The sequence below is a fragment of the Lysinibacillus sp. ZYM-1 genome (assembly GCF_001308875.1).
In the GTDB taxonomy this organism is placed as follows: Bacteria; Bacillota; Bacilli; order Bacillales_A; family Planococcaceae; genus Lysinibacillus.
Map to the genome: position 1 here is coordinate 1 of NZ_KQ465143.1, position 15,541 is coordinate 15,541.

General features: G+C 39.4%; 18 protein-coding genes. 6 read left to right on the forward strand and 12 right to left on the reverse strand.

Annotation, left to right across the window (positions count from 1 at the left end; all coding sequences use genetic code 11):
• Window positions 1-100: 100 nt before the first annotated feature.
• From moaD to AO843_RS20825, 5 genes are read right to left on the reverse strand one after another with little or no spacing between them, the layout of a single operon-like run.
• Entirely contained in the window at window positions 101-334 is a 234-nt protein-coding gene (gene moaD / locus AO843_RS20805) for a molybdopterin converting factor subunit 1 (RefSeq protein WP_054612985.1), read from the reverse strand.
• Complete coding sequence (locus AO843_RS20810; protein WP_054612986.1) at window positions 327-806, reverse strand: molybdenum cofactor biosynthesis protein MoaE; 480 nt, start codon at window positions 804-806, stop codon at window positions 327-329. The genes moaD and AO843_RS20810 overlap by 8 nt, the downstream gene beginning before the upstream one ends.
• Window positions 803-1,321 carry a molybdopterin-guanine dinucleotide biosynthesis protein B gene (gene mobB / locus AO843_RS20815; RefSeq protein WP_054612987.1) on the reverse strand — a complete coding sequence of 173 codons (519 nt, stop codon included), beginning with the start codon at window positions 1,319-1,321 and terminating at the stop codon, window positions 803-805. The genes AO843_RS20810 and mobB overlap by 4 nt, the downstream gene beginning before the upstream one ends.
• Entirely contained in the window at window positions 1,291-2,580 is a 1,290-nt protein-coding gene (gene glp / locus AO843_RS20820; RefSeq protein WP_054612988.1) for a molybdopterin molybdotransferase MoeA, read from the reverse strand. The genes mobB and glp overlap by 31 nt, the downstream gene beginning before the upstream one ends.
• A gap of 13 nt (window positions 2,581-2,593) precedes the next feature.
• Window positions 2,594-3,610: a thiazole biosynthesis adenylyltransferase ThiF gene (locus AO843_RS20825; protein ID WP_054613018.1), complete on the reverse strand. Its 1,017-nt coding sequence runs from the start codon at window positions 3,608-3,610 to the stop codon at window positions 2,594-2,596.
• 174 nt (window positions 3,611-3,784) lie between these two features.
• Here AO843_RS20825 and AO843_RS20830 point away from each other — a divergent pair, with 174 nt between their 5' ends.
• From AO843_RS20830 to moaC, 3 genes are read left to right on the forward strand one after another with little or no spacing between them, the layout of a single operon-like run.
• Entirely contained in the window at window positions 3,785-4,279 is a 495-nt protein-coding gene (locus tag AO843_RS20830) for a MogA/MoaB family molybdenum cofactor biosynthesis protein (RefSeq protein ID WP_054612989.1), read from the forward strand.
• Window positions 4,276-4,866, forward strand: a complete 591-nt coding sequence (locus AO843_RS20835; RefSeq protein ID WP_054612990.1) for a molybdenum cofactor guanylyltransferase — start codon at window positions 4,276-4,278, stop codon at window positions 4,864-4,866. Before AO843_RS20830 ends, AO843_RS20835 begins: the two co-directional genes overlap by 4 nt.
• Window positions 4,859-5,341, forward strand: coding sequence for a cyclic pyranopterin monophosphate synthase MoaC (gene moaC / locus AO843_RS20840; protein ID WP_054612991.1), 483 nt, complete (start codon window positions 4,859-4,861; stop codon window positions 5,339-5,341). Before AO843_RS20835 ends, moaC begins: the two co-directional genes overlap by 8 nt.
• Before the next feature lie 46 nt (window positions 5,342-5,387).
• Here moaC and moaA read toward each other — a convergent pair whose 3' ends face one another.
• Genes moaA through AO843_RS20855 form a run of 3 tightly spaced genes read right to left on the reverse strand, consistent with a single transcriptional unit; the run spans window position 5,388 to window position 7,584 of the window.
• Window positions 5,388-6,404 (reverse strand): GTP 3',8-cyclase MoaA, encoded by a 1,017-nt coding sequence (gene moaA / locus AO843_RS20845; protein ID WP_054612992.1) that lies wholly within the window; start codon window positions 6,402-6,404, stop codon window positions 5,388-5,390.
• On the reverse strand, window positions 6,405-7,223 hold the full coding sequence (gene fdhD, locus AO843_RS20850; RefSeq protein WP_054612993.1) for a formate dehydrogenase accessory sulfurtransferase FdhD: 819 nt from the start codon (window positions 7,221-7,223) through the stop codon (window positions 6,405-6,407).
• Window positions 7,224-7,236: 13 nt separating this feature from the next.
• Window positions 7,237-7,584 (reverse strand): Na-translocating system protein MpsC family protein, encoded by a 348-nt coding sequence (locus tag AO843_RS20855; protein WP_054612994.1) that lies wholly within the window; start codon window positions 7,582-7,584, stop codon window positions 7,237-7,239.
• Window positions 7,585-8,171: 587 nt separating this feature from the next.
• Here AO843_RS20855 and fdhF point away from each other — a divergent pair.
• From fdhF to AO843_RS20870, 3 genes are read left to right on the forward strand one after another with little or no spacing between them, the layout of a single operon-like run.
• Entirely contained in the window at window positions 8,172-11,108 is a 2,937-nt protein-coding gene (gene fdhF, locus AO843_RS20860) for a formate dehydrogenase subunit alpha (protein ID WP_054612995.1), read from the forward strand.
• Between the two features lie 4 nt (window positions 11,109-11,112).
• Window positions 11,113-11,592 (forward strand): helical membrane plugin domain-containing protein, encoded by a 480-nt coding sequence (locus AO843_RS20865; RefSeq protein WP_054612996.1) that lies wholly within the window; start codon window positions 11,113-11,115, stop codon window positions 11,590-11,592.
• A 12-nt stretch (window positions 11,593-11,604) separates the two neighbouring features.
• Window positions 11,605-12,651, forward strand: coding sequence for an Mrp/NBP35 family ATP-binding protein (locus tag AO843_RS20870; protein WP_054612997.1), 1,047 nt, complete (start codon window positions 11,605-11,607; stop codon window positions 12,649-12,651).
• Window positions 12,652-12,806: 155 nt separating this feature from the next.
• On the opposite strand, the gene AO843_RS20875 is transcribed toward AO843_RS20870, so the two are convergent.
• The 4 genes from AO843_RS20875 to AO843_RS20890 all read right to left on the reverse strand — a co-directional run bounded on the left by AO843_RS20875 (window position 12,807) and on the right by AO843_RS20890 (window position 15,540).
• On the reverse strand, window positions 12,807-13,094 hold the full coding sequence (locus AO843_RS20875) for a hypothetical protein (RefSeq protein WP_054612998.1): 288 nt from the start codon (window positions 13,092-13,094) through the stop codon (window positions 12,807-12,809).
• A 263-nt stretch (window positions 13,095-13,357) separates the two neighbouring features.
• On the reverse strand, window positions 13,358-14,344 hold the full coding sequence (locus AO843_RS20880; RefSeq protein ID WP_231630214.1) for a PQQ-like beta-propeller repeat protein: 987 nt from the start codon (window positions 14,342-14,344) through the stop codon (window positions 13,358-13,360).
• A gap of 27 nt (window positions 14,345-14,371) precedes the next feature.
• Window positions 14,372-15,202: a CbrC family protein gene (locus tag AO843_RS20885; protein ID WP_054612999.1), complete on the reverse strand. Its 831-nt coding sequence runs from the start codon at window positions 15,200-15,202 to the stop codon at window positions 14,372-14,374.
• 29 nt (window positions 15,203-15,231) lie between these two features.
• Window positions 15,232-15,540, reverse strand: a complete 309-nt coding sequence (locus tag AO843_RS20890) for an antibiotic biosynthesis monooxygenase family protein (protein WP_054613000.1) — start codon at window positions 15,538-15,540, stop codon at window positions 15,232-15,234.
• Window position 15,541: the final 1 nt, after the last annotated feature.

A 15,541-nucleotide genomic window follows, 5' to 3' on the forward strand; every position in this document is an offset into this window, starting at 1 on the left:
ATATTAGGATACATTACCCTAAATTCAATTGAAGATGCTTTTTTGTTTTGTCTAACCCGAAGGGGTCAGTTCAGTTTAAACCAGCTACCTCTTTTTTTCGTCATCCCCCACTGATAGGTGGAATAAAGGCGATTGTATCACCTGATCTGACGATTGTTGTATCCGTTGCAAATTCCTCATTTATGGCCGTCATCATCTGCTGTAATGACAGCTGAGGATAGTGCTTTTCCATCCACTCTTTCATTTGAGCAACCGTCACATCTGACAGATCTACGGTTAATTTTGATTCACCAACCGCTTCTTGTAAGTGAGCAAATAATAAAATATTAATCACAATTTCCCTCCTCCTCAATGGCTGGTTTTCCTTCGGGATATGGGACATTTTCTAATTGATCACCAATCCATTCAGTGCCATCCTCCCAATGTTCTTTTTTCCATATAGGAACAATTTGTTTGATACGGTCAATCGCATATTCATTTGCCAAATAAGCTACTTTTCGATGTGGGGATGATACAGCAATAACTACGGCAATATCCGTAATATCCAATCTTCCTACACGATGTGTAATGGCTATTGTGGCATCTGGCCATTGCTGTTTTATTTCTTGAGCGATTTGCTCAAACATCTTAATCGCCATAGCAGGGTAAGCTTGATATTCCAAGTACAGAGTTTTCTTACCTTGCGTAATTTCACGTACAGTTCCGATGAACAACGTAATCGCACCAGCGTTTCGATTAAGTACTTTATGCCTTACTTCCTCTACATCGATCGGTTTATCGATAATTTCAAACATCGCTGTCGTCATAGTTTTCCCCTCATTTCTCTCATCAAAAATTCCATATATTGTGATTCTTCATCAATCGAAAAAGCTGGACGTGCTAGGGTCTGATCGAGTGGATAGCTTGGCCAATAAATCACACAGAGGATATTGGATATTTGTTGTAGCAACTCTTGATCTTGTGCTGTTCGGAGTAATACGACCTTCGGATAATGTTCACTTTTATACCCTTCAATCAAAATAATATCCAATGGAAGGGCGGCATAAATTTTAAGTATTTCAGCAAGCTGCCAGTTATGTTGATGAATACTCATACGTAAAGTACCCTCCCCCTCCACTGCTGAGACACTTGCACCTGCCTGCTCGTGACGGCTACTATCCTTCGAAGAATCTATCATCGGTACACCACCATGTCCATGATGTTTAATGGTTCCTACTCGTAGCCCTTCTGTCGAGGCTTGCTTAATCAATTGCTCCATCAAAGTCGTTTTTCCGCTATTTTGATAGCCTACTATCTGTATGATTTTTCGATGTTGTCCCATGGCCACTCACTTCCTTGCAAATCTTCTAGTAATAAAACCGCTATTTGCATACCTTTTTCATAGCCACGGGAGCCGCCAGGTAAGACAATAAAAGCATTGGCTATCGCTAAAGATGAAACTGCACTCGATTTATCAAAACCAGATGGCTCGGCAACTAGCTGACCTTTTTCATAGTATGCACGAGCTCTTACAAAGCGTGTAAATGGATTTGGCTTTGTAAAATCTGCCCCTAAAATAGCTTGCTCTCTGCGTAAGTGTGGTTGTTGATTGCCAAATGCAGTGCGAATAATTGGGCGTACAAATAGCTCAAAGCCAACATAGCATGCTGAAGGATTTCCGGAAAGTCCAAATAATAATTGTCCGTTCCGAGCAGCGACCGTTGTTACACTCCCTGGCCGCATCGCCACTTTATTAAATAATACCTTTGCATTAATAGCTTCGTAAATTGCAGGCAAGTAATCATAATCACCAACGGAAACGCCCCCCGTTGTGATTAACATATCGACTTCTTGTAATGCTTTTTCAACGATATTAATACATAAATCAAGATCGTCACTAAATTTGCCAAAGTAATGAACTTCCGCACCTGTACGTTCGATTTGGGCCATAATCATATAGGCATTACTATTCCGAATTTTGCCTGGTTGTAAAGATTCACCTGGCTCTAGTAACTCACTGCCAGTGGCAATTACACCCACTACCATTTTACGGTAGACAGGCACTTGCGCATAACCAAACGTAGCTAGTAAGGCTATCACCCCTGGGTTGATATATTGACCTTTTTCAATAAGGACAGTGCCTTGTTGTACATCTTCTCCCTTATAGGAAATATTTGTGCCCGTTGCAAACGTCCGTTTAATCGACATTAATAATTGCTTATTTTCTTCAAACGTATGCGTTAATTCTAGCATAACGACTACGTCACACCCTTCTGGTATAGGGGCACCCGTCATAATACGTACTGCTTGCCGATAACCAACTACCTCTTCATAAACAAAGCCTGCCCCAATTTCCCCAACGACTTGAAAAATGACTGGCTGTTCTGAAGAAGCTTCTTGACTATCAATAGAACGAATGGCATAGCCATCATAAGGAGAACGGTCAAAGGCTGGTACATCATGATCAGCGACAATATCTTCTGCTATAAAACGCCCTTGCGCCTGTGGTAATGGGACAAACTCCCTTTTTGCTTGAAAGGCATAGTCCATCACACGTTGTACAGCTTCCGCCACCGGAATTGGTTGTCTCTTTTCTAACATTTGCTACACTCCTTTATCCTAATAAACGATAGTAAATGGTTTTTGCTTTTTGTATATCCTGTATACCATGAATCACTACTCGCCCATCTTGAAAAATGACGATGCGATAGTCGGCCGCTTGGCAGGATAGCAAATAAGGATTACTCTGAATATTTCCGTAGGGACGAAGCTGGTTTGCCAACTGCTCTAAATTGTAGTGAGTCGACTTTGAGGGTCGGATTTGTACTGCATCTCGACCACAAAGTACCTCAAGTTTTGTTTGATTTTCATAAGCTAATGCTGGGTACGTTGGATGGTGACCACAGGTTGGACAATCATCCTGACGTATTTTATCCACATTGATTTCATAATGTTGATTTTGCCAAACATCAAACGTCAAATAGCTTTTTCGTAAGGCTTTCACATCACCAACTAGTAGTTTTAAGACCTCTGCTATTTGATAAGCTGCTACGATTTGGACAGTAGGGCTAATGATTCCTACCGTATCACATGTCATCCCTGTATGAGGCATCACCTTTAACAAACATCGTAAACAAGGTGTATTGCCTGGCACTATTGTATAGGTAGCCCCATAGCTACTAATACAAGAGCCGTACACCCATGGAATACGATGTTGTTGTGCCAGATCATTCATCAGAAAGCGAACATCAAAATTATCGGTTGCGTCTACCATGACATCTATATCGTCTAGCAGTGGTAGCAATGACTCTGTACAAGCATCCATTATGGCAACCTGAATGTCCACCTCTGCATTAATTTGTTGTAGTCGATTTTTGGCTGCGATTACTTTGGGCATTTTATCTTGTGCGTCTTGCTCAGTATATAATTGCTGTCTTTGCAAGTTACTCCACTCTACATAATCACGATCAATCAACGTCAACTTTCCAACACCTGCACGCACAAGCGCTTCTGCACTAGCACTGCCTAATGCGCCAACCCCTATGATAAGGACATGTTTTTGTTTCATTGCCTGCTGACCTGTTTGTCCGATTGGGCTAAATAATTGTTGTCTAGAATATCTATTATTCATAAGCATTTTGCCTTTCTTTCAATGAATTTTCGTTTGACCTTTTCGTTAATAGCATTATAATAAAGTGAATCTTAATCAGAGCATTTTTCTATATTTGTGATAATTATTCATTTCACGAATGGAACCTTCTACGTGAAAAGCTCCAAAAACGCAAGAAAAGGAGGTTATTCTACCTTGCATCCTACACATCACCAACAACCAATCCAAGCTGCCATTTTAACTGTGAGTGATACACGCACGAAGGCAGATGATCTTGCTGGTCAGCGCATTCATTCTTTACTTCAAGAAGCTGCTTTTGAAGTAGTTGATTACCAATTAACAAAGGATGAGCCACTTGAAATCTCAGAACAAATTCATATTTGGTGCAGTAATCCTAGCATCAATGCCATTATCGTCACTGGTGGAACTGGATTTACCCCAAGGGACCAAACCTACGACACCATTTTGCCTCTTTTTGACAAGGAAATGATGGGGTTCGGAGAATTATTTCGAACATTAAGCTATGAGGAGATTGGTCCAAAAGCAATGTTTAGTCGGGCCACAGCTGGCAGCCGTCATCAAACAGCTATTTACGTTTTACCAGGCTCCACCAATGCTGTAACATTAGCCATGACAAAGCTTATTTTACCTACAGTACAACATTTCGTTGGAGAATTAAATCGCTTATGAAAATGGCTGGTGTTGTCTTAGCTGGTGGTCAATCCTCTCGATATGGTCTACCGAAAATGTTTGAGACGTTTGCTGGTCTGCCTTTATACAAGCACAGTCTTAACGCCCTCCAAGAAAATCAGCTTAATCCTTTAGTGATTGCTACAAATGCTAGCCTGCAACCTAAGTTTGATCAGGAGAATGTGCAATGGATCATTGAACAGCAGCCCCATCAAGGTCCACTTTTTGCCTTGCATCATATCATGACAACTTTTCCTGATGTAGAATGGTTTTTCGTCGTAGCTAGTGATATGCCCTACATGAATGCAGGGTTTATCCAAGAGATGTTAGGATACATAGATGATTCTTATGATGCCATAGTTCCTAAACAAGCCTCACGCTACCAACCATTAGCGGCATTATATCGGCGCACGGCATTACCAAAGGCGAAACAATTGACCGAGCAAAACAAACGGAGTATGAAAGTGCTATTAGATCAACTCCGTGTTTGTTATGTTCCTTTTGATGATAACAGTCCAACATTTATTAATATCAATGCTCAACAAGATTGGGCACAAACAGCTACAAAGGAGTCTAACTATGAATAATTTTACACATTGGAACGAAGCAGGTCGCCCCAAAATGGTCGACATTTCAGAAAAAGAAATGACAACGCGTACTGCCATAGCACGTAGTACCATAACATTATCCAATGAAGTCTATCAGGCCATCCAAGAAGGTGGTATTAAAAAAGGTGATCCTACACAAGTCGCACAAATTGCCGGGATTATGGGCGCTAAGAAAACAGCCGATATTATTCCTATGTGCCATCCCATTATGCTACAAGGCACTGATCTCCAATTTGACTATCAGAAAACCGAAAATGGTTATGAGCTCCACATTCAAGCCACTGTCAAATGTAGTGGAAAAACAGGTGTTGAAATGGAGGCCCTTACGGCTGTGTCCATTGCGGCTCTCACTTTTTATGATATGTGTAAGGCTGTTGACAAAACGATGGTCATTAAAGAAACCTATCTTGTGGAAAAGACTGGCGGAAAAAGCGGTACCTTTATGCATAAATAAACAGAAAAAATTCGGCATCTTGCCGATTTTTTTCTGTTTTCCATGTTTACCCTCCGATATGAGACATTTCAATTTTAGCCTTTTTCCGATTTGCCACCGTCTGTTCGTTGCGTTCGTCGGAATAGCGATCATTTCTTTGTTCCCAAACATTTTTTATACAATTAATAATAGCTGTATCATCTTGACCAGACCTTAATAGCTCTCTTAAATCCGTACCTTCTGTAGCAAACAAACAAGTATATAGTTTTCCCTCTGCTGAGAGACGGGCACGTGAACAATTGGTGCAAAAAGAATCTGTCACTGACGATATGACACCAATCTCTCCTTTATTATCTTGGTATTGGTAACGCGTCGCCACTTCCCCTTGATAATTAGGAGCGATGGGTTGCAGCGGAGAAAGCTGATGGATTTGCGCAATGATGTCTTTTTTTGACATCACATCATCCATACGCCAACCATTGGAATTACCAACATCCATATACTCGATAAAACGTAAAATATGCTGTTTTTCTTTAAAAAATCGTGCCATTTCTATAACATCTTGGTCATTCTTTCCTTTTTGAACAACCATATTAATCTTTACTTGTAAACCCGCTTCCGCTGCCTTTTCGATACCCTCTAACACGGTTGACACCTTTCCTCGATGACCATTCATCTCGAAAAAACGCTCGTCATTAAGTGAATCTAAACTGATTGATACTCGGGATAAGCCTGCTTGTGCCAATGGCTGCGCATATTTTTTTAATAAAGTACCATTCGTTGTTAATGCAATATCTTCTACACCTTCTAGGCGATGAATTCGGGCAATTAATTCAGTCAAATCACGACGTAATAAAGGCTCTCCACCTGTAATACGTACTTTTTTGACACCCAGTGAAACGAAAATTTTGACTAATCTTTCAATCTCATCGAAGTTTAAGATTTTATCAGAAGGTAAAAAAGCATAATCCGGACCAAATACTTCTGCTGGCATACAATAACGACAACGAAAATTGCAGCGATCTGTCACAGATATTCTTAAATCTCTTAACGGTCTGTGTAGTTGGTCTTGTAGATCCGTCATTTAATCTCCTTCTTTCAGTACATTCTGAGCTGGTAATAAGATGCGTTGCGGATGTGTATAAATATTCAATGTATGCTGTCGAATAAAGCCCACTGTGGTAATACCAAGCTGTTCGGCCAATTGCAATGCTAATTCGGTTGGTGCTGATTTTGACAAAACGATTTCACAGCCAATTTTGGATACTTTCAGTAAAATCTCTGATGATATCCGGCCACTAAAGACAATAATTTTATCTTGGATACTAATACTATTCCGTAAACAATAACCGTAAATTTTATCTAAGGCATTATGGCGGCCAATATCCATGCGACTTAGGACAATGCCATTGACATCACATAGAGCTGCATTATGCACACCACCTGTTTTTTTAAATATATCCGCAGTCTCCTGCATCGCATGCATTAAACGAAAGCAATCTTCAGTCGTAATTTGCACATGAACATCGTCCATTTTTTTTGCTACTAAGGCATCGTTTGTGAAAACAAAGCCTTGTCGACTCATCCCACAACAAGACGTAATATAGCGCTTGTTTTGTGTTTGTTGATAGTAAGGATTGACATGCTTTGTTTTAATGTGTACAAAGCCTTCTTTTTCTTGATGCCATATGTCCTCAATATCGTCGTAGCTACGGATTACCCGTTCAGATGCTAAATAACCAACGACCATATCCTCTACATACTCTGGCGTACAAACCATCGTCACAAATTCTTGCTGATTAATTTTCACGGTCACAGCGTATTCTGAGACAATCAAATCATCTATTTCCTTCACTTGCTGCCCTACAACGCGCACAATTTTTCTCGTTATCGCTCTCTCCATATGGCATCCCCCTTTATTCACTTATATGTTTTTCAAAAACAAAGACGGAAATCGCAAAATCCTCTTCAATTTTAATATCAGAAAATAAGTGGAGTAATTTACTGCCCATTAATTCTTCCATACCCTCTGGTGGTGATTGTGTATATAAATCTTGAATCATGCTTGTCCTAGCAGCATGAACCATTTTTAACCCTTCAGGAGAACCCGCAATAAACTTTTCGGTTGGCGTGATGTTCCCGTATAAAGTGGATACAGCCATATTTTCAACAAAAACCGTATGAATACGCTCTGGCCCTTTACCAAATACTTCTTTTCGTAATTTTCGAATCATATCGTTAAATTCATGTACTTTTTTTGACATCGTAACGATTCTCCCATCATCATCATACTTTTTAGGCAATCACTAGGAGGGTCACCCTTACAGTTTGTTAATCATATAGTAACTTGAAAAAAAATAAAAGGGAAAATGTTTTTTGATAATAATTCTCATTTAAAAATATTTATGATTCATATTGTTCCGTTTGCAGGAAAGGGCTATAATAAAAACACAAATGGAATTAATGTATTTTTGATCCCTATGTTATGATTTACCTAGAAATTGCATAGTGTTTATGAATATTTGGATTCTATTATGACTAAAAAATAAAAGTAGATTGAGTTTTTAGCAAGGCCTGCTAAGAATTTTATCCGCCATGAATTTATTAGCATGTCTCGTACGTGCCATTTCATGGTGGATTTTTTTTTATTTTTTTTAACCAGGCACATGGATAACTTGTTACGTTCTAACAATTACCCTATTTTGAGGTAGCTTCAAGAACATTTGGGAATTACAATGATAACAAGACAATCTTTTCATAACTATAGAAAACTCGAAATGTTATTCCCTTTTTGTCTTAAGCCGTAACAGGTTGTCCTAGTAGTCTCATAGTGTAAAAGGAGGAAGTTACCTTGACTCAAATTAATATTAATGGCGTTTCGTATGATGTAAAAGAAGGAGCTACAATCCTTGATACCATTAATCAACATGACATCCCACATCCACAGATTTGTCATGTACCGGCTGTCGATCCAATCGAAACATGTGATACTTGTATCGTAGAGGTTAACGGCCAATTAGTTCGGTCATGCTCCACTAAGGCAGTCGATGGCATGAACATATACCTAACTTCTGAAAAAGCAAAAGCGGCGCAAACAGAAGCGATGGATCGTCTTCTCGAAAATCATTTATTGTACTGTACAGTTTGTGATAATAATAATGGGAATTGTACATTACACAACACAGCGGAGTTAATGGAAATCGAGCATCAAAAATATCCATATAAGCCTAAAGTGGAAGCCCATGAGGTCGATATGTCCCACCCATTTTACCGATATGATCCTAACCAATGTATCGCATGTGGGCAATGTGTAGAGGTTTGTCAAAATTTACAGGTAAATGAAACGCTATCTCTCGATTGGGAAACGGAAAGACCTCGCGTGATTTGGGATACTGGCGTTGCGATTAATGATTCTTCCTGTGTCAGTTGCGGGCAATGTGTAACCGTTTGTCCATGTAATGCTTTAATGGAAAAATCCATGCTTGGAGAGGCTGGATTTATGACTGGTCTCAAACAGGATATGTTAGATCCAATGATCAGTTTAATTAAAGATGTTGAACCTGGCTACAGTGGTATCTTTGCTGTTTCTGAAGTGGAAGCAGCGATGCGTAGTAAACGCACGAAAAAAACCAAAACCGTTTGTACTTTCTGTGGTGTAGGTTGCTCGTTTGAAGTATGGACAAAAGATCGTAAAATTTTAAAAGTACAACCTTCCGATGGGCCTGTTAATGCAATTTCTACTTGTGTCAAAGGGAAATTTGGCTGGGACTTCATCAACTCTGAAGAACGTATTACCAAACCATTAATTCGTAAAAATGATGAATTTGTAGAATCATCCTGGGATGAAGCTCTTGACTTAATTGCCTCAAAGCTTGGGGGCATTCAACAACAATATGGCCCTGGTTCTGTTGGCTTTATCTCTTCGTCTAAAATTACAAACGAAGAAAATTACTTAATTCAAAAAATGGCACGTCAATTGTTTGAAACAAATGATGTTGATAATTGCTCCCGTTATTGTCAATCTCCAGCTACTGACGGTTTATTACGGACAGTGGGTATGGGTGGAGATGCAGGAACGATCAAAGATATTGCCAAGGCTGGCCTTGTCATTATTGTAGGGGCGAACCCAGCTGAAGGTCATCCTGTTTTGGCCACACGTGTCAAACGTGCCCATAAATTACACGGTCAGAAATTAATTGTTGCTGATATTCGCAAACATGAAATGGCCGAGCGTTCAGACATTTTCATCCGTCCGAAACAAGGTACCGACCAAGTGTGGTTAATGGCTGTAACCAAATATATGATTGATCAAGGCTGGCATGATGAAGCTTTCATTCAAGAAAATGTCCTGTACTTGAGTGATTTTAAACAAGTACTTGATAAATATACACTTGAATATGCTCAAGAAATGACTGGTATTTCCAAAGAAACCTTAATTCAGATAGCCGAAATGATTCGTGATGCAGACGGCACATGCGTTCTTTGGGGTATGGGTGTAACACAAAATACAGGTGGTTCTTATACATCAGCTGCGATTTCAAATTTACTATTAGCGACTGGTAACTACCGTCGTCCTGGAGCAGGTGCCTACCCTCTTCGCGGTCATAACAACGTACAAGGTGCATGTGACATGGGTACACTCCCAAATCTATTGCCTGGTTATCAAAAAGTAACAGATGATGAGGTACGAGCTAAATTCGAAAAAGCATATGGTGTCAACATTCAGCCTCAACCTGGTCGTAATAACATGCAAATGTTAGATGCGATTATGGAAGGTAAAATGAAAGCTATGTATTTAGTGGGCGAAGATATGGCGCTTGTTGATTGTAACGCCAACCATGTAGATGAGGTTCTTTCACAACTAGACTTTTTTGTTGTCCAGGATTGTTTCCTATCACGCACAGCACAATATGCAGATGTTATTTTACCTGCTGCGCCTTCCCTTGAAAAAGAAGGTACATTCACGAATACAGAACGTCGCGTTCAGCGTCTATATCAAGTTTTACCGACACTTGGTGAGTCAAAAGCAGATTGGGAAATTCTGCAAGAAGTCGCTCATCGTCTAGGTGCTGATTGGCATTACAACCATCCTAGTGATATTTTTGATGAAATGGCTAGCCTTTCTCCCCTTTTCTCTCAAGCCAACTATGATGTACTAGAGGGCTGGGGCAGCTTCTGCTGGGGTAGTCACGATGGGAAAGATACGCCTTTATTATATGAAGACGGATTTAATTTCCCTGATAAAAAGGCACGCTTTGCTTTAAATGATTGGGTAGAACCAGTTGAATTTGAGGCTCAGTATGATTGTCATATTAATAATGGGCGTATGCTTGAACACTTCCATGAAGGAAACTTAACGAATAAATCCAAAGGTATCCAATCAAAAGTTCCTGAGATTTTCGTAGAAGTATCACCAGAATTGGCAAAAGAACGAGGCATTGAGGATGGAGCTCTACTACGTTTAGTATCACCGTATGGCGCATTAAAGCTAAATGCTCTTGTCACAGATCGCGTGCAAGGGAACGAATTATTCTTACCAATGAACTCTGTTAGCAAAGATTCAGCTATCAACTTTTTAACCGGCCCTGCTGCAGATGTGAATACGTCAACACCAGCCTATAAACAAACCAAGGTTCGTGTAGAGGTGCTAAAAGCTAAAGGAAAATCACCACTACCTCGAACAAACCCACGCTATAAAAAGCGTCATCCTCAAAATGGTGTTGAGGTACAACGGAAATGGAATCGTCCTGGCTACGTTCACTTAACAACTATTAACGAAAGAGAGTGAGAGCATGGCTGTACCCATTACAAGAATAAAAAAGCAACAATTAACGGAAGAACAACTAAAAGAACAAAAATTAGACAATCTTAAACAACTACTTTCCGATCATGAAGAAGCCGTCCAGCAAGTATTCACCATTATGGCGGAATTAAATGATATTGGTGCATTAGAAGCTGCTACTAAGTTGCTAGAAGCTAAAGAGGATGTAGCCCACATAGCACTTGGCCAATTAACACGTAAGCCTGTGACGAATATCATTAACAATTTGATGGGTGTTGCTGGGGCCTTGACAGAACTGAATCCTGAAACAACAACCAAGCTTATTGAAGGCTTAAATGCTGGGGTGGATGAAGCCAACAAAGCACTAGAGACGGATGAAAAAGTCAGTGCTTTTAAACTAGTCAAAATGTTAAATGATCCAGATGTCAATCGTGCTCTCAATTTCGGCGTCCATTTCTTAAAAGGACTTGGTAAAGGGTTAAAAGAATAAGGTGGTTCCTACATGTTAGCAAAAGAAGATATATTAAACGTATTGAAACAGGTGGAAGATCCTGAACTTCATCAGAGTATTATAGACTTGAATATGGTACGCAATATTCAAATCAATGGCACACATGTATCACTTGATATTATTTTGACGATTCCAGGTTGTCCTTTAAAAGCAAAAATTCAGCAAGATGTGGAGGAAGCACTAAAAACGATTGGTGCCTCCCCTGTTGCCATTAGCTTTGGGGCAATGACCAAACAGGAACGTCACAACTTAACCTCCTCATTACAAGCGAAAAATGTGACAGATAAAGGGATGCCAAAAATGCTGTTGCCACAATCTGGCGTTCAGTTTATCGCTGTAACAAGTGGTAAAGGAGGTGTTGGTAAGTCTACCGTAACGATTAATTTAGCTGTTGCTCTTGCCCGTCTTGGTAAACGTGTTGGTATTTTAGATGCAGATATTTATGGCTTCAGTATTCCTACGATGATGAAAATTGACCAAAAGCCTACCATGCTGGACCAAACGGCAATCCCAGTCATGAGCCATGGCGTTAAAATCATGTCGATGGGCTTTTTTACGAATGATAACCAGCCTGTTATGTGGCGTGGGCCTATGCTCAACAAGTGGATTCGTAATTTCCTTGTCAACACACATTGGGGAGAATTAGATTATCTCCTCATAGATTTGCCACCAGGCACAGGCGATGTGGCAATTGATATGGCGGCGATGATTCCACAAGCACAGGAAGTTATTGTGACAACACCGCATCTCGCAGCTTCTCACGTAGCTTCCCGTGCGGGGTTAATGGCTCAACATACCAAACACACCATTCTTGGTGTTGTCGAAAATATGGCCTATTTTGAAGGGGCAGATGGTCAAAAAAACTATCTTTTTGGACAAGGTGGCGCTGAGCAATTAGCCGAGTTACTGCAAACCAATGTTTTAGCACATATTCCTTTCGCTCAACCTGAAGAAAATACAGGCTCTTCAGTATATGATGCAGATACAATTATCGGTGAAGTTTTTACTCACCTAGCTGAAGATATACTCTATCAATAAAACATAAATCCCTTGATTTGCTTTTACACAAATCAAGGGATTGTTTTTTTCAGCGATATACACATCAAGGTGAACGTCAAAGATTTTGTTGGGGGCTATTTCGAGCAAGCTAGAAAAAAAAACTGGGAGCAATGAAGCCGCGTTTTAATTGATCACTAGTAACCAGCCTTTTTTAATACTTGCATGAAATAAAAACGATACGTATTTTTGACGAATGTATCTAATGGAAGCCCCACATCCACCTGATACTTCGTAAAAATAAAATAAAATCGTTTATCCCATTTTAAACGTAATAATTCTCCCGCTTTATCACCATGTTTCACTGTAAATTCCTCAATCAAAGGTTCAATCATCGCAAAACAATAGTTTTTTAAATTGGCAAGAGCTTCGATATCTTTATCCCTTTGAAAGCGTGTAATCCAATCTATTATTTGCTCATTCATTATCGTACGCCATCCTTAAAATTTAGAGTTTCTTCCTATTAAATTATACCCTTTTTTTGCAGAATCGAATAATGCGTTCCCGAGCTTAATAATTGATGGGATACGAGGAGCATATTTTATACCTTCAGACTGTCATTCACAACTCATCAGTGGGTCGATTCCAACGTAGGTGATATTGTACAGTCCTCTTCTTTGAATTCTTATCTAATACTAGAAGCTGATCACCCGTCTGGATGACATAGTCCTTCTCTAACGTTCGTACTCTAGGTTGTTGTTGATTTTGAATTGATGGCACCAATTTTCTCTTCCCATATCATTTGATGCTTTTTCATATCATAAAGTAAGAGCATGTGATCTGCGCTTTCTCGCTGGGTCTGCCGATATGAAACGAGAGCTGTATTTTCCGCTATATCGACATCTATCACTTTTGGTTCTAAATTTTGATAGGCTTGTATAGCAGGTTCCGTCAGCACATTTTGACTAAGTTCTTGAATTTCTTGATAATCCTCTAAAGTTTGTTGATGTGTAGCAAAATAACCTGGTAAACCTGATTCAATAAAGAAACGAGCAGATAAATAACCCTCGACTTTTGGATTCTTGTTTAAGGTCTTACCATTATAGCGATAAAAATTGCCGTCGACACCTTCTAGATAAAGTTCATCTTGTAAAGCAACCATCTGATACGAACTATTGCTTAAAATATCGATTAATAGCTGATGCTGTTGACGAAAATCCTTTTCCGAAAGTATTTCTTTTCCCGTCTCTATATCTAAAAGTGATAATTGCCCAAACTCACCGTCTCGATGATGAACAAGAAGACCACCCATAAAATTCCCAATAAGCGTTTCTTTATAAGAAGCTGATTTCGTCCATTGTTTTTTACCTGACTCCAAATTCACAGCCACTAGAAGATAGTGTGAAATTAAATGTGTAATACCATTTGATCTTCCATTATTCTCATAGCCTTGCACCATTTGAACAGCAATTTTTTGTGATTCGTCTGTATATATGGAGGAATCCGATTTAATTGGAAAGCTTCGTCCTGCTAAGCCAAAGACCATCATTAACGCATTGCTTATCAATAAATAAAAAACTAGCAAAAAGACAGTGGTAACAAGACGTTTCCGTTTAATGACTATAAACAATAACAGTAAAATTCCCAGACCAAAGACAACACCTAAAAAAATATCGTGGACAAGCCATCCATTTAGGCGCCAGGAATACATGTACCGTTGAAGAAATTGTTCCAATTTTCTACCCCCTCTACCAAACAACGACTAGCTAAAATCAGAATATAGTACATAACGATCACATTCCAAGCACTGAAATAAATAGCCCTGATGATGGCCATTGTTCATTAAGGATGCCGAAAGTTCTTCTTGCGAAAAACCCGTTAAATTGTCAAATTGATCGTCTATTCCTCGCTCCACCATGTCACTCCAGCCAACATATCCAATAAATGCACAATAATCTGAACAATGTGCTACCCAATTATTCCCTTGCCAACTCACATATCCTGGTGTTCGATACAGCACTTCCTCCGCCAATGTAGGATTCGTAATGTGGTCATCATGAATTAAATCTTGCTGGAAAGAACCCTCATATTTTTTGGCGGCTTCTCCATTATGAATACAGGAAGGACAAAGATAATCTACATCCTCTATCGCGTAAATCCCCCCTGTATAATAGACATCCACTTCCAGTTGACAACAATCGCATACAACGATATCATCGGTTTCAAAAATTTTCGCTTCTAGTGGTTTTGGTAAATATTTAAACGTAGGGATGATGGTTTTGATAGGCCGATGATCCCCTATTTTTTGTGGCAACAAAGGGTTCACCGAATTCGTTTGATTTATGTAGGTTTGAAGGGTTCCTAATTTTTTTCGATCCTTTTTATCAGCTTTATTCATAATAGCCGTAAATAGCTGATAAGCTTCAGGATACATTCTCAGTAAGCAATAAACCTCGACTAGTATTCTTAATGTTTCTTGCGTTTGCGGCTCTTGCTTTAATTGGTCTTTGAACATATGCATCCGATTAACCGATATTGGTTGTGAAGGATTAAAATTTTTTCTAAGTTCTTGCCATTCTTCAGCAATTGTCATCAAAATGTGCCTCCTTCGATAGCCTATTTTTATTTTTCAAAAGAATAATCTTTCATAACTTGGCAAATTTCCACTTTATAATTAGTGTACCATTTCTCTTTACCCAATTGTTGTGCTGTTAAATGCTTGGCATTGGCTTTCCATGCCTGAATAGCTTCAAGTGATTCCCAATAAGATACCGTAATGCCCTTTCCTTCCTCGTTCCTTACACTTTCGACACGTAGAAAGCCAGGCTGTTGCTTGGCTAAAGTATCTATTACTTCTGCCATCTTGCCATAGTCCTCTCCATCCTGTCCGGTTCTTAGCGATGTAAAGATAACTGCATAATAGGTTTCCATT

Coding starts and splice junctions, on each gene's coding strand:
- AO843_RS20875 (WP_054612998.1), bottom strand. CDS start 13,094: ATGAATGAGCAAATAATAGATTGGATTACACGCTTTCAAAGGGATAAA.
- fdhD (WP_054612993.1), bottom strand. CDS start 7,223: ATGGAGAGAGCGATAACGAGAAAAATTGTGCGCGTTGTAGGGCAGCAA.
- AO843_RS20865 (WP_054612996.1), top strand. CDS start 11,113: ATGGCTGTACCCATTACAAGAATAAAAAAGCAACAATTAACGGAAGAA.
- AO843_RS20810 (WP_054612986.1), bottom strand. CDS start 806: ATGACGACAGCGATGTTTGAAATTATCGATAAACCGATCGATGTAGAG.
- moaC (WP_054612991.1), top strand. CDS start 4,859: ATGAATAATTTTACACATTGGAACGAAGCAGGTCGCCCCAAAATGGTC.
- mobB (WP_054612987.1), bottom strand. CDS start 1,321: ATGGGACAACATCGAAAAATCATACAGATAGTAGGCTATCAAAATAGC.
- AO843_RS20890 (WP_054613000.1), bottom strand. CDS start 15,540: ATGGAAACCTATTATGCAGTTATCTTTACATCGCTAAGAACCGGACAG.
- glp (WP_054612988.1), bottom strand. CDS start 2,580: ATGTTAGAAAAGAGACAACCAATTCCGGTGGCGGAAGCTGTACAACGT.
- moaA (WP_054612992.1), bottom strand. CDS start 6,404: ATGACGGATCTACAAGACCAACTACACAGACCGTTAAGAGATTTAAGA.
- AO843_RS20870 (WP_054612997.1), top strand. CDS start 11,605: ATGTTAGCAAAAGAAGATATATTAAACGTATTGAAACAGGTGGAAGAT.
- AO843_RS20855 (WP_054612994.1), bottom strand. CDS start 7,584: ATGTCAAAAAAAGTACATGAATTTAACGATATGATTCGAAAATTACGA.
- AO843_RS20835 (WP_054612990.1), top strand. CDS start 4,276: ATGAAAATGGCTGGTGTTGTCTTAGCTGGTGGTCAATCCTCTCGATAT.
- AO843_RS20825 (WP_054613018.1), bottom strand. CDS start 3,610: ATGAATAATAGATATTCTAGACAACAATTATTTAGCCCAATCGGACAA.
- AO843_RS20885 (WP_054612999.1), bottom strand. CDS start 15,202: ATGACAATTGCTGAAGAATGGCAAGAACTTAGAAAAAATTTTAATCCT.